The organism is Saccharolobus solfataricus, assembly GCF_900079115.1.
GTDB lineage: Archaea > Thermoproteota > Thermoprotei_A > Sulfolobales > Sulfolobaceae > Saccharolobus > Saccharolobus solfataricus.
In genome coordinates this window covers 1,061,619-1,084,560 of sequence record NZ_LT549890.1, presented here as the reverse complement: position 1 = coordinate 1,084,560, position 22,942 = coordinate 1,061,619, and the positions used below count along the sequence as shown (strand labels likewise).

Annotated in this window: 23 protein-coding genes and 2 pseudogenes; 15 read left to right on the top strand and 10 right to left on the bottom strand. The window is 37.2% G+C overall.

The window, feature by feature from the left end:
• Positions 1-121 precede the first annotated feature (121 nt).
• Positions 122-1,000: a pirin family protein gene (locus SSOP1_RS06180; RefSeq protein ID WP_014511633.1), complete on the bottom strand. Its 879-nt coding sequence runs from the start codon at positions 998-1,000 to the stop codon at positions 122-124.
• 128 nt (positions 1,001-1,128) lie between these two features.
• Between SSOP1_RS06180 and SSOP1_RS06175 the strand changes: the two genes are divergently transcribed.
• Positions 1,129-1,389 carry a hypothetical protein gene (locus tag SSOP1_RS06175; RefSeq protein ID WP_009990852.1) on the top strand — a complete coding sequence of 87 codons (261 nt, stop codon included), beginning with the start codon at positions 1,129-1,131 and terminating at the stop codon, positions 1,387-1,389.
• Here SSOP1_RS06175 and SSOP1_RS17900 read toward each other — a convergent pair.
• Positions 1,366-1,767 carry a SelT/SelW/SelH family protein gene (locus tag SSOP1_RS17900; RefSeq protein WP_009990851.1) on the bottom strand — a complete coding sequence of 134 codons (402 nt, stop codon included), beginning with the start codon at positions 1,765-1,767 and terminating at the stop codon, positions 1,366-1,368. The two genes, SSOP1_RS06175 and SSOP1_RS17900, sit on opposite strands and share 24 nt — an antisense overlap.
• 287 nt (positions 1,768-2,054) lie before the next feature.
• Between SSOP1_RS17900 and SSOP1_RS06165 the strand changes: the two genes are divergently transcribed.
• The 8 genes from SSOP1_RS06165 (at position 2,055) to SSOP1_RS06130 (ending at position 10,875) form a co-directional block, all read left to right on the top strand.
• Complete coding sequence (locus SSOP1_RS06165) at positions 2,055-3,278, top strand: NAD(P)/FAD-dependent oxidoreductase (RefSeq protein ID WP_063492736.1); 1,224 nt, start codon at positions 2,055-2,057, stop codon at positions 3,276-3,278.
• A gap of 75 nt (positions 3,279-3,353) precedes the next feature.
• A complete protein-coding gene (locus SSOP1_RS06160) occupies positions 3,354-4,175 on the top strand; it encodes a DMT family transporter (RefSeq protein ID WP_014511631.1) in 822 nt (273 codons plus the stop codon).
• A gap of 78 nt (positions 4,176-4,253) precedes the next feature.
• Positions 4,254-5,141 carry an XdhC family protein gene (locus tag SSOP1_RS06155; protein WP_014511630.1) on the top strand — a complete coding sequence of 296 codons (888 nt, stop codon included), beginning with the start codon at positions 4,254-4,256 and terminating at the stop codon, positions 5,139-5,141.
• Positions 5,142-5,210: 69 nt separating this feature from the next.
• Positions 5,211-6,089, top strand: coding sequence for an FAD binding domain-containing protein (locus SSOP1_RS06150; RefSeq protein WP_009992007.1), 879 nt, complete (start codon positions 5,211-5,213; stop codon positions 6,087-6,089).
• Between the two features lies 1 nt (position 6,090).
• Positions 6,091-6,573 (top strand): (2Fe-2S)-binding protein, encoded by a 483-nt coding sequence (locus tag SSOP1_RS06145; RefSeq protein WP_014511629.1) that lies wholly within the window; start codon positions 6,091-6,093, stop codon positions 6,571-6,573.
• A gap of 1 nt (position 6,574) precedes the next feature.
• Positions 6,575-8,932, top strand: coding sequence for an aerobic carbon-monoxide dehydrogenase large subunit (locus SSOP1_RS06140; protein WP_063492735.1), 2,358 nt, complete (start codon positions 6,575-6,577; stop codon positions 8,930-8,932).
• A gap of 73 nt (positions 8,933-9,005) precedes the next feature.
• Entirely contained in the window at positions 9,006-9,881 is an 876-nt protein-coding gene (locus SSOP1_RS06135) for an AAA family ATPase (protein WP_009990995.1), read from the top strand.
• Complete coding sequence (locus tag SSOP1_RS06130; RefSeq protein ID WP_009990997.1) at positions 9,847-10,875, top strand: VWA domain-containing protein; 1,029 nt, start codon at positions 9,847-9,849, stop codon at positions 10,873-10,875. The genes SSOP1_RS06135 and SSOP1_RS06130 overlap by 35 nt, the downstream gene beginning before the upstream one ends.
• Positions 10,876-10,879: 4 nt before the next feature.
• Here the strand turns inward: SSOP1_RS06130 and SSOP1_RS06125 are convergent, their stop codons facing one another.
• The 4 genes from SSOP1_RS06125 to SSOP1_RS06105 form a co-directional block, all read right to left on the bottom strand.
• Positions 10,880-11,113, bottom strand: coding sequence for a sulfurtransferase TusA family protein (locus SSOP1_RS06125; protein WP_009992171.1), 234 nt, complete (start codon positions 11,111-11,113; stop codon positions 10,880-10,882).
• A gap of 682 nt (positions 11,114-11,795) precedes the next feature.
• Positions 11,796-13,154 (bottom strand): FAD-binding oxidoreductase, encoded by a 1,359-nt coding sequence (locus SSOP1_RS06115; protein ID WP_009990058.1) that lies wholly within the window; start codon positions 13,152-13,154, stop codon positions 11,796-11,798.
• 113 nt (positions 13,155-13,267) lie between these two features.
• A complete protein-coding gene (locus SSOP1_RS06110) occupies positions 13,268-13,687 on the bottom strand; it encodes an STK_08120 family protein (RefSeq protein WP_009990056.1) in 420 nt (139 codons plus the stop codon).
• 102 nt (positions 13,688-13,789) lie between these two features.
• Positions 13,790-14,212, bottom strand: coding sequence for a hypothetical protein (locus SSOP1_RS06105; RefSeq protein ID WP_009990059.1), 423 nt, complete (start codon positions 14,210-14,212; stop codon positions 13,790-13,792).
• Positions 14,213-14,332: 120 nt separating this feature from the next.
• On the opposite strand from SSOP1_RS06105, the gene SSOP1_RS06100 reads away from it, so the two are divergent.
• Positions 14,333-14,656 (top strand): hypothetical protein, encoded by a 324-nt coding sequence (locus SSOP1_RS06100; RefSeq protein ID WP_009990060.1) that lies wholly within the window; start codon positions 14,333-14,335, stop codon positions 14,654-14,656.
• Positions 14,657-15,300: 644 nt separating this feature from the next.
• On the opposite strand, the gene SSOP1_RS06095 is transcribed toward SSOP1_RS06100, so the two are convergent.
• Complete coding sequence (locus SSOP1_RS06095) at positions 15,301-17,367, bottom strand: xanthine dehydrogenase family protein molybdopterin-binding subunit (RefSeq protein WP_010923249.1); 2,067 nt, start codon at positions 17,365-17,367, stop codon at positions 15,301-15,303.
• A gap of 177 nt (positions 17,368-17,544) precedes the next feature.
• On the opposite strand from SSOP1_RS06095, the gene SSOP1_RS06090 reads away from it, so the two are divergent.
• From SSOP1_RS06090 to SSOP1_RS06075, 4 genes are read left to right on the top strand one after another with little or no spacing between them, the layout of a single operon-like run.
• The gene (locus tag SSOP1_RS06090) at positions 17,545-18,093 is read left to right on the top strand and encodes a 2-oxoacid:acceptor oxidoreductase subunit gamma family protein (RefSeq protein ID WP_009990061.1); all 549 of its coding nucleotides are present in this window, start codon (positions 17,545-17,547) and stop codon (positions 18,091-18,093) included.
• The gene (locus tag SSOP1_RS06085) at positions 18,086-18,352 is read left to right on the top strand and encodes a 4Fe-4S binding protein (RefSeq protein ID WP_009990062.1); all 267 of its coding nucleotides are present in this window, start codon (positions 18,086-18,088) and stop codon (positions 18,350-18,352) included. Before SSOP1_RS06090 ends, SSOP1_RS06085 begins: the two co-directional genes overlap by 8 nt.
• A 3-nt stretch (positions 18,353-18,355) precedes the next feature.
• Complete coding sequence (locus SSOP1_RS06080) at positions 18,356-19,513, top strand: pyruvate ferredoxin oxidoreductase (protein WP_009990065.1); 1,158 nt, start codon at positions 18,356-18,358, stop codon at positions 19,511-19,513.
• Positions 19,510-20,403 (top strand): 3-methyl-2-oxobutanoate dehydrogenase subunit beta, encoded by an 894-nt coding sequence (locus SSOP1_RS06075; RefSeq protein ID WP_009990066.1) that lies wholly within the window; start codon positions 19,510-19,512, stop codon positions 20,401-20,403. Before SSOP1_RS06080 ends, SSOP1_RS06075 begins: the two co-directional genes overlap by 4 nt.
• A 16-nt stretch (positions 20,404-20,419) precedes the next feature.
• Here SSOP1_RS06075 and SSOP1_RS06070 read toward each other — a convergent pair whose 3' ends face one another.
• Positions 20,420-20,764 (bottom strand): ATP-binding protein, encoded by a 345-nt coding sequence (locus SSOP1_RS06070; RefSeq protein WP_010923246.1) that lies wholly within the window; start codon positions 20,762-20,764, stop codon positions 20,420-20,422.
• 24 nt (positions 20,765-20,788) lie between these two features.
• A pseudogene (locus SSOP1_RS16265) lies at positions 20,789-21,325 on the bottom strand (ISNCY-like element ISC1217 family transposase); the annotation flags it as partial.
• A gap of 91 nt (positions 21,326-21,416) precedes the next feature.
• Between SSOP1_RS16265 and SSOP1_RS06055 the strand changes: the two are divergent.
• Entirely contained in the window at positions 21,417-22,316 is a 900-nt protein-coding gene (locus tag SSOP1_RS06055; RefSeq protein WP_010923619.1) for an IS5-like element ISC1058 family transposase, read from the top strand.
• A 227-nt stretch (positions 22,317-22,543) separates the two neighbouring features.
• Here SSOP1_RS06055 and SSOP1_RS06050 read toward each other — a convergent pair.
• Positions 22,544-22,903: pseudogene (locus SSOP1_RS06050) on the bottom strand (IS110 family transposase); the annotation flags it as partial.
• Between the last annotated feature and the right edge of the window lie 39 nt (positions 22,904-22,942).

Sequence of the window (22,942 nt, the reverse complement as noted above, 5' to 3'; positions counted from 1 at the left end):
AGAAATAGAGGAATCTTTTTTAACTAGCGTAATACTCTTCGTATTCCCTAAATTTTGAAAGAATATCCCATTAATTTATTCAGGAAAAATAATAAAACTAAACTAAGTCCTACCCGTGGTATTACTCATATAATACTTCCCTATGTCTTATGAACGTACCCTTCCTCAAATCTTCGAAGGCTTCAATTATCTGATCTTCAGTATTCATAACTATTGGTCCATACCACGCTACTGGTTCATTTAGAGGCCTTCCAGACAGTACTATAAAGCTAGCGTTCCCACTAATTTTAATTTCATCTCCTTCCCTAGTGAAGATCACTAAATTACCCTTTCCTATTTCTGGAGAATTAGGAGCAAACCTAGCAGTACCATCAACCACGTAGGCCAATACTGTATATCCTTCTTTTACCTTTAGTCTCATGTCTCCATTTAATTTCACATGAATATATGAGGGATCGACATCGCTCTTAACCTTAACTGGTCCCTCAATTCCAGCAAACTCTCCAGCCAATACCGATACCTCTCCAAACTCAAACCTCTCTCTTGGAATACTTTTGACATCTCTATATACTGGTTGCGTCATCTTCTTGTAAGATGGTAGGTTTACCCACAATTGTAATCCTCTTACTAGGAAGGGATCTTGATTATACTTAGGTATTTCTGTACCCTCTAATGGTTTTGGCATTTCTTGGTGAAATATCCCACTCCCTGCGGTCATCCATTGAACTTGACCGGGATATATTGTACCCTTATTGCCTAAACTATCTTGATGTTCTACTTTTCCCTCAAATAATAATGTCACAGTCTCAATTCCTCTATGTGGATGCCACGGAAACCCATTAATGTACTCCTCAACCTTATTCGAACCGAAGAAGTCCAGCAAAAGGAAGGGATCTGTCAGATCCACTGTATCTGGCCCACCGAACACTCTGTAAAGTTTAACCCCAGCACCATCCATAGTATTTCTCCCTTTAATTATACCGTCTATCCCTCTTATCATAAATTATCTATCTCTGTTCATGAATAAAAACTTAGTCCAACTTGCTTATGATTATTTTATCAAGAGAATAAAAGGTTATATGCCTCTTGAAGAAAAGGATTTTTAGCTTGTACAATTATTCATTAATTATGAGTTGGAAATTAAAAGACCTTAAAGGGTTATCAGCCCCTACTAACGTTAAGAGTTGTACAGTAGATGATGCAGTAATGCAACTGAAAGATAAATATAAGGTTGACGTAGAGACCTTAACTAAAATAGCTACTGACGTTCTAGTTAAACACCTTACAGAGAAGAAGATGACAATAGAGGATATAAAAAAGAATTACAGTAACATTGAAGAAATTGAGAGTATTGTAGAGGATATCCTAAGACTGTCTGGCAAGTTGTAATTTTTGACCTATACTTTTTAGAATCTCATCACTTTCTGGAAACCTTTTTTCTATATACCTAGAAAATACTAATTCATCGTTAACATATATGTCCATAATTCCCCTATCACCCTGGACTAGCTCAACATTAGCCTCCTCAAAATAGGATAAAATGTCTCTAGCTAGATTTAACGCCCTATCCATATACTTACAAGGTCTACAGTAAACGATCTTAACGTTAATTTTCTTATTCAAATCAGTTGGGGAGACGTATTTTGCTGGATTTTTCTTAAACTCGTCTAAACACCCTTTAGAGCAGAAATAGTACGTTATACCTTTATAGTTTATCCTATGTGGTGTAGTGTTCTCAACTTCCATCTTGCAAACAGGATCTTGCATATAATAACGAAGGATTGTTAAATAATAAAACTTTCCCAAAATACTTTCAGCATCTCGCAATAATGGTTGCAGAAAGCTTTTACAAAAGGAGGAAGATAAGTACTCTGAATTGCTTTGTTGATATATTGAATATTTTTCCACTGAACTACTATATTATCTTCCTTATCAATTTACCTCCAAGTGTACAATTTAGGTTTATAGTCCCTCTTATCTCTCTCTTTGTGAGAATTCAACACAAAGCAAGTATAAATTTAAGGTTTATAATCATCCTTTACGAATTCATTATTATGACCGAAAAATCTTGTCAATACTTAATAATTGGGAGTGGTATTGCGGGATACAACGCGTTGAAGGAACTACTAGAACTAAAACCAAACTCAAAAATAATCATGGTAACATCAGACAGATACTACCCATACGATAGACCACCACTATCAAAATATTACCTCAGAGGAGAAATGCCACGAGATAAATTATTCTTCGAGTCTGATGATTTTTACAAGAGGGATAATTTAGAGGTAATGTTAAACAAGAGTGTCGAAAGGATTGATGCTAATTTAAAGGAGGCAATACTAAATGATGGTAGTGTAATATCCTTTGATAAGGCATTAATAAGTACTGGTGGTAGGCCTAGGAGATTAAACATTCCGGGGAGTGAAAACGCGTTATACTTAAGAAGTTTGGATGACGCAGATAGGATAAGGGAAGCTGCGAGTAAAGGCAAAAACGCGTTAATAATTGGTGCTGGATTTATAGGTGTTGAAGTGGCCTCTAGCTTGACAACACTTGGCGTAAGGACTACAGTAGTGGAAGTAATGCCATACATATGGAATACATTCGTAGACGAAAAAGTATCAAGAGTCATACAACAATACTTGGAAAGTAAGGGAATAAACTTCATTCTAAACGAGTCAGTGAAGGAGATTCAAGGGAAAATCGCAACAACCTCAAGCGGTAGAAAAATTGAGGCAGACATGTTCCTAATCGCAGTGGGAATCTCGCCAAATGTCGAACTAGCGCAGAGAAGTGGAATGCAAGTGGATAATGGCATAGTTGTTAACGAGTACCTAGAGACGAATGCCAGGGATATTTATGCAGCTGGGGACATCGCTAACATATTCGATCCAAGGGAGGGTAAGAGGAAGAGAATAGAGCATTGGAACAACGCGGAGTACACTGGAAAATTGGCAGCTAGGAATATGGCTGGAAGCAGAGAGGCTTACAATTTCATATCATCCATATGGTCAGACATATTCGACTTACACATAGAGTCAGCCGGTGAAACGAGGAATTATGACGAATATATAATAAGAGGGAGGTTTAACTCTGATAATCCTAATTTTAATGTAATATATTTGAAAGGCGGTATAGTTAGGGGATATGTAGCTATAAATAGGGATTACAGTGAATTAGAGGTTCTAAATAAGTTAATTGAAGGAAGTGTGGATGTTTCAAATAAGAAGAACTCTTTGGCAGATAAAGGATTTGATCTTAAGGAATTGTTAAAGTGATTTTTCTTATAGCTTTCATAAAGTTGTTCAATAGTTAACAGTAAACTTTTTTACTTACTCATGTAATCTTACACTATGTCATCCAGTACCTCATATCTATTTGTAAAATGGATGATTCCAGTGGCAATAGTTTGGGGCCTTTCGTATCCTTTAACTAAACTCATTACGTACTACTCGTCGCCTATGATAGTGAGCGTTGTTAGAGTGGCAATAGCTAGTGTGTTTTTCATTATACTAGGCAGAGGTCTTTCAGTTGGTTTGAAACAATTTATTAACGGTTTGTTTAATTTTGTGGGATTGTTAACGTTTTTAAACTTAGGCGTCTATTTTTCCTCTAATCCCGGTTTAGTAGCAGTTATGATATATACTCAGCCACTATTTATCCTTATTATAGAGACGATCTTAGGAACCAAAGTTAAGGCGAAAGGAATTATTGGAATAATTTTAGGTGTAATAGGAGTTACAGCATCGGCTTTCCTATCATTTGATTTAGGGCTTTTGTTTGGTCTAGTAGGAGGTTTAGTATGGGCTATTGGTACAGTATATTACAAGAGAAATTTAGTTAAGGAAGACTTAGTGAAGTTAAACGGATTCATGGGAATAACGTCACTGCCAATCCTATTACTCTTAACACCAATTGGATATCATTTCGTGGTTAACGTAATGAATATTGGATTGCTATTAGCTTTAGGGTTGATTTCGCAAGTTGGAGGATTCTATTTCTGGTTTAATGCGGTTAAGCATTTGGGAAGTGTTAAGGCTGGATCTGGTTCATTGTTAGTTCCGATAATGGCTTACGTATTGTCTTATGCGTTCTTTAGAGAGATCCCTACACCATTGCAAATTATTGGTTCTGCAATAACGCTATTGGGAGTATACTTGACTATGACTAGCTAAAATATTAAAACTCTCTTTAGTGTTTTTCAAATATAGTGAGATTAAGTTTAAATAGTCTCATTTTCATATTAATTTGTAATGATGTATGAAGAGAAGATTAGCTACTTTGGCCATTCTTATGAGTTTATAAATAGAGTTAGGGAATTAATTGAAAATGATGAAGAATTCGCTATTGTTGAAGTAATTAGCACTGAAGGACCAAGCTCTTTAAAGCCCGGAAATAAAATAATTGTTAAGAGTGATGGAAACTTTGAGGGATGGATAGGGGGATTTTGTACTAGGGATGATATAATAAGATATTCGTTAGAAGCCATAGAAAACGGTCAAATTAAATATTTAAGCTTAAATACTTGCCATGGAGGAATTGTTCATGTATATATAGAGCCCTTACTATCTAAGAAAAGGCTTATTTTAGTAGGAAATAACCCTATAACGCATTACGTTCAGAAATTAGGAGAGATGCTTGGCTTTATCATAATAAAGTTAGATAGTACAAATGAGATAGGAAATGTAAAAATAACCAGAAATACCTTTGCTATAGTAGCTACAATGGGCGAAAAGGATCACGAATTTGCAGAAGCTCTTCTAAACACTGGGATAAAGTATATTGGAGTCATAGCAGGAAAGAGAAGGGGAGAGGATTTACTTTCATATTTACGTAATAAGGGCTACAAAGATGACTCTCTTTCTAGGATTAAAGTTCCTGCGGGGATAGATATAAACGCTACATTGCCTGAAGAAATAGCGTTAAGTGTTTTAGCTGAGGTAGTTAAAATTTCAAATATTAGAGAAACAAATACAAGGAATGTTAAAGAGAAAACTAATGAGGCTACTGATCCAGTTTGTGGGATGAGTATCTCTACGTCAGTTCCTTACTATTCAACTTTTGGGAGTAAAGTATACTATTTCTGTAGTAAATATTGTAAGGATAAATTTGATGGTAATCCTCAAATATATGTCAAATAATGGAATATGTATTATTAGACATAATTACCTTTTTATACTAATATAACGAATCGATACATAGTGAGGTAAGTGTATCCTGCACCATTTGATTATTTTTCTCCGAGCACTCTTAATGAAGCATTAGAGTTCCTTTCTAAGTATAGCGAAGATGCTAAGGTACTAGCTGGCGGACAAAGTCTGATAATTGCAATGAAATTAAGAATAGTCTCTCCTAAGTACGTAATTGACCTTAATAATATACCTAATCTCTCATATATTATTGAATCTGATGGATATTTAAAAATAGGCGCTCTCACTAGGTATTCTGATTTGGAATATTCAGATTTAATAAAGTCTAAGTATCCATTACTTCATGAAGCTATTAAGCATTTAGCTGATCCAATAGTTAGGAATTGGGGGACAGTTGGAGGAAATGTATGCTACAATCATCCCGGAAATAATTTACCTGCAGTAATGCTAGCATATAACGCTGAATTTGTTGCTACCAGCCTCTCGGGAAGTAGGATTATTAAGGCTAAAGATTTCTTTTTAGGACCCTTCCAAACTGCTCTAAGACCGGATGAAATTTTGACTGAGGTAAGAATTCCAATTCCTCAACCTAGAAATGGGGGTCATTATATAAAATTAGAGAGAAGAGTTGGAGATTTCGCAATAGTTTCCACTGCAGTTAACTTATCCCTAGACTACGATGGTACTGTCAAAGATGCTGGGATTGCAATAGGAGGAGCCGCAAATAATCCAGTAAAGGTAACTAGGGCTGAGAATTTGTTGAGGGGGAATAAAATAAATGATAACCTAATTAAAGAGGTTGGAAAAATAGTTACTGAAGAGATTACGCCAGTGGAAGAACCTTTTGGTCCCCCTGGAGATTATAAGAAGGCAATGGCTGGAGTGTTAACAATAAGGGCAATTAGACATAGCTTGAGAAGAGTATTGGGAGGTGCTTAAAGTGGCTCAGAAGGTTCACGTGAGAATAACGATTAATGGAAAGCCTTATGAGGCCGATATAGAGCCAAGATTATTATTAGTACATTTTATTAGGGAGGTTGCAGGACTAACCGGAACTCATGTAGGATGCGATACAACAAACTGCGGCGCTTGTACGGTAATTCTTAATGGTAAAGCAGCAAAATCGTGTACTATATTTGCAGTTCAAGCTAATGGAAAGGAAGTGCTAACTATAGAGGGTTTAGCTAGAGATGGTAAATTACACCCAATACAAGAAGGATTTTGGGTTAAGCATGGGTTGCAATGCGGTTATTGTACTCCTGGAATGATAATGGCCGCGTATCAATTACTTAAAAGGAATCCAAATCCAACGGAGGAAGAGATAAGATGGGGTATCTCTGGAAATTTATGCAGATGTACTGGATATCAGAATATTGTTGAAGCCATAAAATATGCTTCTGAGAAAATGAGGGAGATGAGTTAGGATGGAAGAAACCTTACCGCCAATTGGAGTTCACGGTATGGGACATAAGATAAGGCGTAAAGAGGATGTTAGATTTTTAATGGGTAAGGGAACTTACGTTGACGATATAAAACTACCTAATATGGCATATCTAGTTTTCGTAAGAAGTCCGTACGCTCATGCAAAAATAAAGAAAATTAGTGTCGAGAAAGCTAAGTCTATACCGGGAGTTATTGATATAATTACTGGAGAAGAGCTAGATAAAGCTGGACTAGCTTGGATCCCAACGTTAATGGGAGATAAAATGATGGTTTTGCCAACCGATAAAGTAGTGTTTCAAGGGCAAGAAGTAGTGGCCATAATAGCTGAGGATAAGTATGCAGCGATGGATGCTGCAAATCAAGTAGAAATAGAATATGAGCCGTTAGAACCAGTAATCGATCCTAAAAAAGCGTTAGAGCCCAATTCTCCTATTGTTAGGCCAGATAAGAAATCTAATCTAGTATTTAGATGGGAAGCTGGCAATAAAGAGGTTACTGAAAAAATATTTAAAGAAGCGGATATTGTAGTGAGCCAAGACTTCTATTATCAGCGTCTACATGTGGCCTATATGGAGCCAGTGGGGTCAATAGCGCATTATGACCCAGTTTCTGGAAAGTTAACCCTATGGATGACTACTCAAGCTCCTCACGTCGTTAGGACGGTGTTCTCAATGGTAACTAAAATTCCTGAAAACAAGATAAGGATAGTGTCACCAGATATAGGAGGAGGATTTGGTGGCAAAGTATATGTCTATCCCGGATATGTAGTTTCAGCCTACGCATCAGTAAAATTAGGAAGACCAGTTAAATGGATAAACACTAGATCAGAAGATATGAGAAGCACAGCATTCGCAAGGGACTTCCACATCCATGGTGAATTGGCCGCTAAGAAGGATGGTACTATCTTGGGACTTAGAATTAAAGTGATAAGTGACCATGGAGCGTTTTATGGTGATGCAAATCCAAGCAAATTCCCAGCAGGGTTATTTAGTATTTGTACTGGTGCTTATGATATAAAGGCTGCGTATGTTGAGGTTACTGGAGCTTATACTAACAAGCCAGCTGGTGGTATAGCATATAGGTGTTCATTCAGAGTAACAGAAGCCTCTTACACAATAGAGAGATTAGTTGATATTTTAGCACACGAATTACATATGGATCCTGCAGAATTAAGACTAAAGAACTTCATCCCTCCAGAGAAGTTTCCATATAGATCCGCACTTGGTTGGACTTATGATAGTGGAAACTACGCTTCAGCGTTAAAGAAAGCAATGGAAAAGATAGGATATTACGAGTTAAGAAAGGAGCAAGAGGAGAAGAGAAAGAAGGGAGAACTTATGGGCATAGGAATTAGCACTTTTGTGGAAATAGTAGGGGCTGGTCCAGCTGATCTGTTTGATATAGTCGGTATTAAAATGTTCGATAGTGCTGAAATTAGGATACATCCAACTGGAAAAGTCATAGCTAGATTTGGAACACGAGCACAAGGTCAAGGGCATGAGACGACATATGCCCAAATAATCTCTGAAATATTAGGCATCCCAGTAGAGGACATAATAGTAGAAGAGGGTGATACAGATACTTGTCCATATGGTTTAGGTACCTACGCAAGTCGTAGTACACCTACAGCAGGTGCTGCTGCCGCTGTAGCTTCTAGAAAGATTTTAGATAAGGCTAAAAAAATAGCAGCTCATTTACTTGAAGCCAGAGAAGAGGATATAGTATTTGAAAAGGGCAAGTTTTACGTTAAAGGCTATCCAGACAAATATAAAACTATCCAAGATGTTGCACTTGCTGCGTATACTAACCCACCACCTAACGTTGAAGCAGGACTTGAAGCAGTAACGTATTATAACCCTCCAAATATGACATTCCCATTTGGAGCTTATATCTGTGTAGTGGATATAGATAAGGGAACTGGACAAGTTAAGGTAAGGAGATTTGTGGCTGTTGACGACTGTGGTAATATAATAAACCCAGTGATTGTGGATGGGCAAATAATGGGAGCACTAACAATGGGTTTTGGTACAGCTTTCATGGAGGAAATACGTTATGACGAGAATGGAAACATTTATGGAGGAAGCTTCGCCGAATACCTAATACCTACTGCGGTTGAAACACCTAAATGGGAATTAGATAAGACTGTGACACCATCACCACATCATCCTTTAGGTGCTAAAGGAGTAGGAGAGTCAGCTACTGTAGGATCCCCAGCGGCATTTGTGAATGCAGTAGTTGACGCCTTATGGGATTTAGGAGTTAAACATATTGACATGCCCATATGGCCGTGGAAAGTTTGGAAGGTTCTCAAGGAGAAAGGAGTAGCGTCTGATGAGTAATAATAGGAAGATATCAATTAATAAAACGTTTTTCTGTACTCTATTCAATTTATTTCTATAGGTGTTATAAATTATGCTTAACAGTGTAGATGAATTAATTAGATTGCTTGCCGAAAAGGACTATATAATTGATAGAAAGTCAGCTATAGCGGTATTCCTTGCTTTGAAGTTAGAAAAGCCTTTGCTTGTAGAAGGACCGCCAGGTTGTGGAAAAACGGAACTAGCTAAGGTTATAGCTAAAGTGCTGGACTTAGACTTAATAAGACTGCAATGTTATGAAGGTCTAGATTACACTCATGCCCTTTATGAGTGGAATTATCCAAAACAGTTATTAGAAATTAAAATGATGCAGCAAGTGGATGAGAATGAAGTTAAGAAAAGAATATATAGTGAGGAATTTCTAATTGAGAGACCATTATTGAAAGCTATAAAAAGTGATAAGAGAGTGGTTTTATTAATTGATGAAATTGATAGAGCTGATCCTGAATTCGAGGGATTTTTACTAGAATTTCTAGGGGAATTTCAAGTAACTATTCCAGAGTTGGGAACCATAAAAGCTAAAGATAAACCATTTGTGTTCATAACGTCTAATAAGACTAGAGACCTTTCAGACGCACTTAAAAGAAGATGCCTTTACCTATACTTGAATTATCCAGATGAGGAAAAGGAGTTAGAAATAGTAAGAAGAAAAGTTAGAGAAATAGACGTGGAGAAAGCTAGAAAGGTCATTAAAATAGTGAATAGTGTTAGACAAGATGAAGAAATATTACATAAACCCGGAATAGCTGAGACTATAGATCTAGTTAATGCGATAAACTTACTAGGTGCGGAATCCGAGGAGGATATAAAGAGTTTAGTGGTAAATGTTTTGCTTAAGGATGAGGATGATATAAGGCATTTTGAGGGAATTAAAAATGGAAGAAGAAAAGAAAATAATAAAGATAGCTAATATTATCAGACAATTAGGTAGGAATGTTGGAGTAGATGAGACTATAGACACGATAAATTCACTAAAATTAATAAAAGACAGAGATTTTGAGACCATTAAGGCAGTACTAAAGGCAACAATGATAAAAGATTTTGCAATAGATAAAGATAGACTAGATGAAAGACAAGAAATTGAAAATAAATATTCAGTTCTGGGTAAAGTAACTGATAGGCCATATTTAACCAATGAACTTTACATGTATAGTCCAGCTGAATCTAAAATTAAGACAATTTTATTCAATATAGAAAATAGTGACATGATAAAATGGAGTAAAATAGCAAAGAGGCTCAAGGAAATTACACTAAATTATGAGGGACATAGATTCAAAGTTAATGATAACGGGGAAATAGATGTAAGAATGACAATAAGGGATGAAATAAAATACTCATTAGAATCGCCATATCTTATTAAACATAGGAGGAAAATAAATAAATCATACATGGTATTATTATGCGATATATCAGGTTCAATGAAGGACTATATTAAGGAAATACTATTACTCTCGTTCTTTACTAGAAGAGTTACTAATAGAGCTGAAATATTCTACTTTAGTACTGATATGAGAAGAGTTACAAAATTTTTCCAAGTAAGCAGAATAGACGAGATTGATGTGAAAAAAATAATCTCCCTAGTATCTTATGGAAGTGGAACGAGAATAGGAGAAGCCTTATATAATCTAAGGAAAAACTATGGCGAATTACTATTCAGGAAATGTAGTGTTGTAATATTTAGCGATGGATGGGATTTAGGTGAATTAGAGTTATTAGAAAGAGAGTTGAAAATTATAAAACAAAGGTGTAACTCTATCATCTGGATTAACCCATTAATGGATAAACCTTCATTTACACCAGACATAAAGAGCATAAAAATTGCCCTAAAATACGTCCATATGTTAACTTCACCTAATACACTCCTTTTGAATAAAAATAGGAGAGAAAAAAGAAAAGTAACCTAATTCCTTATTTGCTTATTAATAATACGTACTTGCTTCCCTCTTGCGACTCTTGTACTATTTTCAAGCCCTTCTTCTTACTCCACAAAGTAATGTCCTTCTTAGTGGCCTCATCACCCAAAATGACCTTAACAGCCTCGCCATCCCTCAACTCATCAATAACACTGGACAACTCACCAATAGGCCCAGCACACGAAGAACTAGTCAAATCCAATTCCTTATATATCTTAAGACTACTCACTTTTTACTCACCAATTTACTTTTCGTATCGGGGTTAATAAAATCTTCATTATATTTAGTAAAAACTTAAATTATTAACATTTAAAAAGTAATATACAGTCATATAAAGTGCGTCCAATAATAGCATTGGCGTAGGTTGATACTAAATCACCTAGTAGCATTTATGTTGTAGACGAGATGGAATTAGTGTTTACTGGTTTAGGTATTTGAAAATGGGAAAGTAGTCTCCACTAGCTATGCCAGAGTGAACTGCCCTGCCCTAACGGACAAGGCTTCCTGCCTCATACCCCCACCTTGCCAGCGGTAGAGGGCAGAGCTCCACACTAAGGGTCGTTCCGACCCCGAACGAAACTCATTAACCATGACACTGTTACCGCCTTTGGGGCTACTGTCTGGAGCAGAGGCGTACCTCATTGACCCTCGCTTTAACCAAGGCGTCTCGGTGACGCTTACTCCATTGGTAACTATCATGTAAGAAATATATGATTAGATTAGTTAAAAAACTTTTATATAAGGGGGCTATCCATCCCCTTGAGGAAGGGGGCGGAAGATCCCTTAACCCCCGTTAAGATAAAGTGTTTAGATGTTACAATTTTGAGAAGAGAAAATGTTACATTAAATATTAGGAGGGTAAATTTTATAGTAAGAATTAAAAGGACCTAACTTTAAGTTAGTAAATCCTATTAATCTAGTATAGAATTTGTAGGAGAGGATATGTACTTATAGGCTAACTCTACATACTTATTTGGATTCATTATGTCGTCTGGATCAATTAACTTCTTTATCTGATACATTAAGTCTAATACCCTAATACCATTGTGTTTAACTATTTGCTCAGCCATTAACTTTGCCTTCTGCACACCAATACCATGCTCACCGCTAACAGAACCACCTAACTCTATTGCCATTCTAGCTATTTCTTCAAATGCCTTTTCCCTTACTTCTTTTTCCTCAATTATTATATTTGGATGAAGGTTACCATCACCTATATGTGATATTACGTAGAATTTAGTATTGTACTTCTCGCCTATTTCTCCAAGTCTTCTTATAGCCTCGGGCAATTTAGAAACTGGTACAACTATGTCTTCAGCGTAAAATACGTTTCCTGCCTCTGCTTTCACTGCAATCGCAGCTTGTGATCTTAATGAGTACAATTTCTGTGCCTCTTCACCTTCTGCAATTTTAATATCAACTGCCCTCCCCTCAAGAACTTTCAATACATCATTAACACTATCTTCCTCTATTGAAATTAATAGCATTCCTCCCTCCGTTTCCTTTAGGTTAGCGCTAAAGTGCTTATTCAACGCCTTGACTACATCAGCATCAACATATTCTGATAACTCTGGCAAGATCTTGTTCTTCCTTAAACCTAATATCACTTCCCCTGCAGATTCGAAATCTTTTAGCATTGCAGCTATCATAACCATCTTCCTCTTGGAAATTGGGATTATTCTTAACCAGATTTCCGTTATTATTCCTAAAGTTCCCTCACTTCCCACAAACAAATGGACTAAATCATATCCGGCCCTATTCTTCCTTAGTGGTTCTCCAACCTTAATTACTTCCCCATCTGGTAATACAACACGTAATGATAATACCCATTCTCTAAACGAGCCATGTCTTACTCCCCTCATCCCTCCTGAGGATTCAGCAACTGCCCCGCCGACTGAACATAGGAAGAAGCTTGCTGGATCTGGAGGTAACATAAAGCCCTTTTTCTCCAATTCCTCGAAAAGGTCTATTAATTTAATTCCCGGTTGGACTCTTACATACCAGTCAACATCGTTTATCTCTAAAATTTTATTCATTTTTGATAGGTCAACAAGTATACAGTTTTTATCACATGAGACTGCTCCAGTTAAACTCGTTCCTTGACCCCAGGGTATTATGGGTACTTTGTTTTTCTTAGCAAACTTAACAATTCTAATAACCTCATCCTCATCCTTAGGGAAAAACACGACTAATGGTCTTACTTTATCTCCAGAAAAATCCTCTCTCTCCTCTACCTTTTGCTCAATATCTCTCAATTCGGAGAAGTCCATAATAAATAATTAAACGTTAATTAATAAAAGGATTTTTATGGTAGATAGATCCCTTTATGGCTATATAGTGTTCAAATCAGCTCGATGAGTTTTGAAAGTATTTTATACTAAAGTTAAATTTTTCTCTTTATCCTTTCTAGTCTTATCAACTCATTTGCCTTGTTTTTGAAATCGGCTATTCTCGATTTAATAAGTCTTGCATTTAAAAACCCTAATGGAATATTAAATTCTACATCAATAATTATCTTACCTTTTTCTAACTGGACTCTTATTTTCCCACCCTTATCTGGACCATATCCGGCAACGTTAATCACATAAGTTATAGAGTTTAGGGATCTGAAGACTTTGCCATATATTACTATTGTAGCCTTACCAAGTAGTGCTGATAAAGGAACTTCTGCAGTAAAGTCGCCTTCTTTAATATCAACATTTGACGCCCCAAGCAGATTTGTAATTAAAAAATTGGGATCGGCTAATATTACAGAAAGTTTCTCATCGTATTCTTCGCCATAAATTTCTATTTTATCCTGCACAAGAGTATCTTATTTCTTTTCTATATAAACATTTCCCTTCTAATTCAGATACCTAACTACTCTTAACTAAAATGTAAAACCAAGAAAATAAATATTTTTGTATTACATAAAGGTATTTGGCTTTCCGCCTAATCTTTGAGATTCATTTAAATGTATATCCCTAGGGTCTGCTAGATTTAAGGCTATTTTATATGCTGTACTATTTTCACCAAACTTGTCCTTTACCATTTCTAAATCTATCCTCCTTACCTCTCTTTCATCAGCAATCCCGATAATATGTAAGTATTCGTGTAGTAGTATAACGTACAAATAATCGTATTCGTATCCCATTCTCTTAGCTCTCATATACTGTTCATAGTTGACGTATATTGTGTAATCGTTAGCCCTTACATATGCCAATACTTGAGGAGGGAGGTAGTTAACAAACTCCACAGTAACACTAGGAATTTCCCTTCCTAACTTTTTCCTTAGCTCTTCCTTAAGTTCTTCAGTTACAATATCTGTCATAATGCCGAACGAAGGCATCAATTTAATGTTCTTCTCGCATACTAATTTAAACTTTCTCATACGCGGTACAGAAGGGAAATTAGGGTCGAAATTACGAAAACGAAAAACAAATATAAATCCTCTACTAGTATGATTATTATGCTTGAAGAATGGATAAAACAACTTTCTATTGCATTAGATAAGTTTGTGCACGGAGAACAATTAACGGAAGATGAGAGAATAGCTGTAGCCTCGATCATTTACGCTACCATAAAATATCTCGATAACTTTGATAAGTGTAATGATGAACTTAAGGAAATTGAAGAAAAGTGCAAGAAAAAGCTTGAAGAAGTGCAAAAAGAACTTACCGATTTACATAAACAACTTGAAGAGAAAGAGGAGGAAGTCGATGAGAAGTTAAAAACTTTAGATAACTTAGTAAAGATAATTGAGTCTAATCCAAGATTATTACCTAAAAATTAACACGAGTAGGAAAACTATGAGACCGGTGCTGAATTTCACTAATATAAACTTGATCAAATAGTTATATTGGTTTATTAGCGATAGGATCATAAAAGTGCACGGCCAAGTGTTATCTACTAACTAGAGAATTTTAAGTAAAGTTTATATTAATTTCTAGATATTAAGCTTGCTTCTATGTGCCTCTGGGCGATTTACGTCTCCTTCACGATTTCAATTTGTTTCTGTAGAAGTATTTGTAATAATTGATTTCATATTTCAAAGACTAATAGGGGACTAGCGTGAGCGAACATTATACTAAAGGTACTAAGAGAAAGAACCATTACCATTATTTTCATATAAGATATTACAATTTACAGTTGACTTGAATAGCACGTGTTTTATAGATTTGTTAAATTTTCACAAATAGAAATCATATATCTGATATTAATCAATAGGAAAAATAATAGTGATTTGGTGTAAAAACATTAAACTGATAAACTAAGCAGCACCTACGGCTTTATAAAATAGGGAAAAAGTCCTTTCTCTTTCTGATCATATTAGAATATTATGATAACGACAGTATATAATTTTGAAAACCTCAGTTATATATCGCTAAAGGCTATAAATCTCTTTTTCCATTTATTGATCTATAATCGTACACCTTATTATGTAGAGGAAACTAATATCCAAGGATCTACGGGGGTTCTATCAAACTTCTTTTTAGTAACCTTTTCCACTGCTATGAAAACAGCTGGTAAAGCGCCGGTCGTGCCGGCCTCTCCTACACCTCTACTTCTGGACAAAAGCTGAGAGGGATACTCTATATACTCAGTTTTTACCTTTAAAGGAGCTTCCAAAGCTGTTGGAACTCCACAATCTGCAATTGAGGAACATAATGGGATTCCCCTCTCATCATATCTCATAGCTTCAATTATAACTTGTGATGCCCCTTGTAGGACACTTCCAATTATTTGTCCCTCTATCTCTTCCTTATTCATAGCTCTACCAACATCATCAACAGCGTAATACTCCAAAACTCTAATAAATCCAGTCTCCTTATCTACATCAATTACAGCTACGTGAGCTCCTGGGGCAAAGATATCATCAGCTTTATAGAACACTTCAGCCTCAACACCTTCATACTTAACTAGTTCACTCTCATTTAAAGAATTAGTATTCAACTTCTTGAGTAATTCAGTTGCAGCAGCTATCACGGCAGAACCTCCTATAGTGCCTGCCCTAGAACCGAAACTACCTATTCCCTCTTTAACTATCTCAGAACTACCAGTAGTTATCTCTATTTTATCTTCACTTATACCTAGTACTTCAGATGCCAGTCTCTTGAATGTGCTACCATAAGCTTGACCATGTGGACCTATTCCCAAGTAAAAATGTACTTTACCGTTTTCTATCTTAACTCTAGCACCTTCACCTGGCGAAGTTCTGACTATCTCGGCGAACGTAACTATTGAAACTCCCTTGTCCTTATAAACCTCCTTAGCCTTCCTATAATACTTCTCAGCCTCATTCAACACCTCATTATAACCAGCAGGATCAATCCTAACACCCAAAGGAGTAACATAACCATTATCACCAATCAAATTCCTCCTCCTAATCTCAACAGAATCCACACCCAACTCCTCAGCCAAATCCTCAACCAAAGTCTCATGAATTAAAGCAGCCTCTGGTCTACCAGCACCCCTATAAAATCCCATTGGAGGAGTGTTAGTAAATACTCCCATTGCTCTTATCGATGCGAATTTCATCTTATAGGGACCATTAGATAGTCTCGCAATAAATAAAGGAGCAATGAAGCCTATTCCGTAATCGAAAGCACCTATATTTGCTATTATAGTGCCTTCTATTCCTAAAATCTCACCGTCCTTGGTAGCATAAAGTCTCATATCTGATACCTCCCCTCTACCTAAGGATTGAGTATTGACTAGCATTTCACTTCTAGTTTCTATCCATTTAACTGGCCTACCAAGCTTCAAGGAAGCTATCGCTGCTAGGACATATTCTGGGTATCCCCCACTCTTATTCCCAAATCCTCCTCCTACGTTAGGCGCGGAATAAACTCTTATCTTTTCTGGAGAAATACCTAAAATTTCCCTTAGATCATTCTTTACTCCAAACGGTGCTTGTGTGGAAACGTAAACGTTTAGTATATCATTATCCCACCAACAGATGAAACCTTTTGGTTCCATTGGATTTGAAACTACCCTTTGTTGCTTAAGTTTCCTACTTACAACAACCTCAGCCTTATTTTTTAATGATAAGTTTCCCCCTTCTAAAAGTTGATCTATGGAGATGTTACTTTTTAAACCTGGATGAATGGGATCCGCATTTAAGGATTCCTCAGGATCAACTACTGGCTTTAATTCGTCATAATCAATTAAAACTTCCTCTGCAACGTCCTCAGTCCTGTACCTATCTTCAACCACAAATGCTAAAATTGGTTGACCTACGAAGTTGACCCTACCATCAGCCAATACTGGCATTTTAGCAACTTGTGCAGTTTTAGCTAGGTCTGGAAATAGCCTCACTGGCATGTATAATTTCACATCTTCCCATGTTAACGATAAGAGTGCGCTTTCCGGTTTGGATATACTCTTTATTATACCCCTAGCTATTGGAGATCTAATTATGTGAAGGTAAACTACATTCTTCGGATTAATATCATCTATATAACTACCTTTGCCAGTTATAAGAGGTAAATGCTCTTGTATCATGAAAGTTATTACGTAAACTAACTAATTAAATCTTTCCGCGTATTTCATACTATCATAATATCATATTTTAATCAGAATATAAAAATTATCTGACTAAACGCTGTTAAATATCTTTATTATATTTCTTTTTGGGACAACTTTTTTTCCTATGAATTGGAATATTATAATTGTGACAAAATGACTCTTATTGAATTAGCTTTAAGAGGAAGAGGTGGGCAAGGGATAGTTACCGCTGGAGAACTTATGACGAAGGCGATGGTTTTAGAGGACAAATACGCCCAATCTATTCCCTTTTTCGGCGGAGAAAGGAGGGGAGCACCAGTTGTTTCATTTGTGAGACTATCAGATAAGCCAATACTCTTACATAGAGAGGTTTACAATCCAGATGGTGTAGCAATATTTGATGTATCAATGATCCAACTAATTAACGTTACGGAGGGTCTTAAGGAAAACGGGTTCTTGCTATTGAACACAAATACACCTAAAAGAATTTGGAAGAATGAGTATGTAGTTGACGCTACCAATATTGCTAAAGAATTAGGACTAATAGTAGCTGGATGGGCTATTGTTAATACAGCAATGATAGGGGCTTTAGCAAGAATCTTGGGCCAACCTTCCTTACACTCATTGGAAGAGGCTGTAAAGGAGGAATTTCCCGGAAAAATCGGTGAACTGAATGCAGAGGCAGTTGAAATAGGATATAAGGAGGTGAAAAGGGTTGATTAAAGTTCCAATAGGAGTTCCAGTTGCAAGGCCAAAGATAGGTTCAGCTGGAAAAACCGGATTATGGAGAGTAGAGAAACCAGTGATTAGTTACGATAAATGTACTAAATGCAGACTTTGCGTACTTTATTGTCTGGAAAATACCATTGATCTCCTAGAGAACCTATATCCTCAAATTGATTATGATTACTGCAAAGGTTGTGGCGTTTGTGCACAAGTTTGCCCACCTAAGGCTATAGATATGGTTAGGGAGGTGAAATAAATAATGCAAGTTTTAAAGAGGAAAGTTCTAGCTTTAGTCGGTAATCACGCAGTTGCTTATGCTGTTAAGCAAGCTAAACCCAAAGTTTTAGCAGTATTCCCAATAACTCCTCAAACTACAATGTTGGAGAAACTTTCTGAGTATATTTCTTCGGAGGAATTAAAGGCTGAGTTAATAAAGGTTGAAAGCGAACATTCAGCATTAGCTTCAATTTATGGTGCAGCATTAGCTGGTGCTAGAGTTTTCACTGCTACTTCTTCTCAAGGACTTCTATACATGACTGAAATGATATATTGGGCCGGAGGTCAAAGAGTTCCTATTGTTGCTGCAGTTGCAACTAGAGCTATAGCTGAGCCATGGAGTATTTGGGATGATCATCAAGATTTCGTAAGTAAAAGAGACGCCATATGGATTCAAATAATGGCAGAAAACGTGCAAGAAGCTTACGATATGACAATACAAGCTTTTAGAATTTCAGAAGATGAGAGGGTAATCTTACCAGTCATGATGGGATTTGACGGCTTCATATTAACTCATACAATGGAAAGAATTGAGGTATTGGAGGATAATGAGGTAGATAATTTTTTACCGCCTAGGCAATTTAATCTAATTGACTTTTCCGACCCTATTGCTATTGGACCAATTGCTACTCCAGAGGAATATATCAAGTATAGATACGAGGCTATGAAAGCCATGGAGAGAGCAAAAGGAGTTATTGAAGAAATAATGGGTGAGTACGAAAGAATAAGTGGTAGGAAGCAGCATGGTTTAGTTGAGTGTTATAAATGTGAAGATGCTAAATACGTTTTCGTTACCATGGGTGCTTGGAGTGGTGACGGTAAAGCTGCGGTTGATAGATTAAGGGATAGTGGAGTTAAGACTGGGTTGCTTAAAATCAGAGTGTTTAGACCATTTCCAAAGGAGAAAGTTGAGGAGTATTTAAGGTCAATGAAAGGTGTAGTGGTTTTCGATAGAGCTTACTCATATGGTTATGGTGGCATCTTAGTGAATGAGATAAAGGCTGCACTTTATGGGTATAGAGTACCAGTTTATAGTGTAGTAGCGGGTATTGGTGGGAAGGACGTCAGACCACGTCATTTCCAAAAGGTAATTGAAGACCTAATTAACGATAATTTAGAAGAAGAGAGGTGGCTGTTTTGAGTAGTCAAGTAACACCGAAGAGAATGCCTAAATTCTACAGAGGAAATGCTGCTTGTCCAGGCTGTCCAATACCTAAAGAGTTAGACGTAGCCCTAGAAGTTTTAGGGAATAAGACAGTGCTAGTAGTTCCAGCTTCATGTACTACGATAATAATGGGAGATACTAATGGGATGCCTTCAACTGTACCAGTAGTTCACAGTGCCTTTGGAGCAGCTGCTGCAATAGGTTCTGGGATTGTTAGATCCCTAAGAATGAGGGGAGATAATGACGCAATAGTGGCTGTTTGGGCTGGTGATGGTTCTACTGGTGATATAGGATTTGCCGCAGTTAGTGGTGCTGCTGAGAGAAATGAGGATATCCTTTACATATGCTATGATAACGAAGCTTATATGAATACTGGAATTCAGCGTTCAGGCTTAACTCCTAAGGGGGCTTGGACTACTACAACTCCTGAAGGTAAGAGAGAGGTTAAAAAGCCTTTACCATTCATCATTGCAGAACATAAAGTACCATATGTTGCCACTGCGTCAATTGCTTACATATATGATTATGAAGCTAAGATGAGGAAAGCTAAACAGATTCGAGGATTTAGATATATACACTTATTGTCCCCATGTCCACCTGGTTGGCGTTTCGATTCTAAATTAACTATCGATATTGCAAAACTTGCAGTTGAGACTGGAGTTTGGCCACTCTTTGAAATAGAAAATGGTGAATTTAAACTAACTAGTGTGAGTAAGACGTTAGTTGAGAAGAAGAATAGGAAACCAGTAGCGGAGTATTTAAAATTACAAGGAAGATTTAAACAGCTCACTGAAGAACAAATAAAGGGCATACAAGAGGAGATTGACGAGATGTGGGAGGAAATTAAAAGACTAATTAAGAAGTAATTTTCCTTGTCTTTTTTTAACACTTATTGAAATCTATTTCCTTTAACATCAGATCAACAATCTTATACTCATCATCGACTTTTGAAACGAAGTTAAAGTTAACTAAATTTTGTAACGCGTTACTGAAAACTTTATCATCTACTTTGCCCATTCTGATCTCGACACCATTTTTAATATCTTTCCACTTACTAGCTAGTTTAAGCACGTTCATTATATTACAGTATAACTGTTTATTTTCCTTATTTGAAAGGAAATGATTAAATTCCTCCAGCATTATTTTCTTGCCCTCTCCAATAGTCTCACGTAATGCAATTTCAAAATCTAATTTTCTCACAGCGTAGAAATTACCGAAGAGCGTCAACCATCCAACAATACCATTAGCACTTTACGGTTTTCTCCTCCTCTTGAACAGTTTTTTGATCCCACCCGCCTCACGGTAAATACTTTTTATCAATCTGGCCAACCTTTTGGCCCCGAGCATCAGACCCGTGGAGTACTTGAAGTATTGAACAACGAGGAGGGAGAGAGCCTTCAAGGCCACGAAGCCTGAGTTCCTAACCCAGGTCAAGAAGGACCCACCCTCGAGTCCCAAGGCCTTGAGCTCCCTGATCAAGACCTCTATGTCCCAACGGTTCTCCCAGGTCGTTATGATATCTTCAGCCGTGTCGTTAAGGTCGGTGGAGAAGAAATACCTCCTCCCGTAACCCTTATAATCATCTATAACAAGTAACTTTATGGGAGTACCCAAGTACTCTACCAGGTACTCCCCTTGGGGGAACTCGCTAACGGGCACGGATCTGCCACCCTCGACGACTCGCGCGCTGGACTTGAGTTCCCCCACAGTATTCCATTGGAGAGTCCTCGAGTTCACGTACCATGAGTCGAAGACCCTAGCTTTTACATTCAAACTTGAGAGGGAGCTTCCGGTATAAAAACCTTTCCGTGAAAATTGCTTTGTGGATTGCTTCAGAATTGTACAAAAAGTTTATAAATTATTCGTTTAAGTATTACCTATGGGAAAGAGTAAGTACAAGAGGGACTGGAGCAAGTACGACGAGAACGTCATTACTAGATATAAGTTGATGTTCCCCTTCTACGTATTCGAACATTGGTGGGACTTATTAGCAGAGGAGAACAGGAACGCTAGGACAAAGTATAAAGCTCCGAAGGAGTTCGACGAATTCCTAGCCTTCCTCCACATCTTCCTACCTTACAGAGCAATAGAAGGAGTATTAAGAGCCTTAGAACAATTGAAGATCATCCCCACAAGCCTCGATTACTCAACAATATGGAAGAGAGTGAGGAACATGAAAATAACCTTCCCCGAGGCAAGTGACGAACTTGAAGTAATTGCAGACGCTACAGGCATTAGCACAAACACGGGAGGACAATACATTGTTGCCAAGTGGGGTAAGACTAGGGATTCAAAATTCCTCAAGATCGAGATAGTAATGGACAATAACGAATTCAACGTGATAAACGCTGAGGTCACTAGCAACGAGGTTGAAAGCGCTGTAAAAACAGTTAAGGATCTTCAAGATAAGGGAAAGAAGGTCAAGAAGTTTTATGGAGATAAGACATATGACGCCAATGAGGTTTACAAGACCGGAGTTGAGGTTGTAGTTCCTCCCAAGAAGAACGCTTCTACTAAAAGGGGCCATCTTGCTAGACGTAAGGCTGTGCGGGAGTTTAGGAAGTTGGGTTATGATCGTTGGAGGGAGGAGAAGGGTTATGGCGTTAGGTGGAGGGTCGAGTCCTTGTTCTCTGCGGTGAAGCGTACTTTTGGGGAATCGGTTAGGGCAACAAGTTTTGCTGGACAAGTAGTTGAGGCTAAGCTCAAGTTCTGGGCTTACGCGTGGATGGTTCACTTGGCGAATTCTGTAGTCGGTAGGGCTCCGGGCATTAGGGTGTAAGCTTGAGAGGAACGTTGAAATAAATATTAATTACTGAAAAATTAGTGTTATACAATATCGTTTTAATGAGACAAATTGAACAAATCAACAAAGTACGTTAGTGCTTTCAGAAAGTTTATAGCTTTAGGCAGAGGATATACCACTAGATCATAGTCTAAGAACTTTTCCAAAATACTAGTGAAAATCGAGCATAGTACACACTACTTATTCAAGTGATGTCACCTGCTTTACTCGCTAGCATCAAAGGGCTTATTATAATACAGCACAGCCCAAGTAATAACAGCAAGCTTCCTGGCACAAGCAATAATCAACTTCTTACCCTTCAAATTCTCCTTGTGCTCCTCATAAAAACGCTTGATAATAGGATTAACCTTGATAGCAGTTAAAGCTGCAAGATAGAAAGCCCTCCTCAAAACAGCATCACCCCTCCTAGATATGCCTCTCGATACAACACTCTTCCCACTGGATTCAACAAGAGGATCGAGACCACAATAAGCGACAAACCTCTTCTTGTTACCAAAACGCTTAACATCACCAACTCTTGCTAAAATTATACAACCCAGCGTTCTGCCAATACCCGGAATCGTTAGTGTTTCCGAAAAGTTTATAGATTAGTATTACCAGAT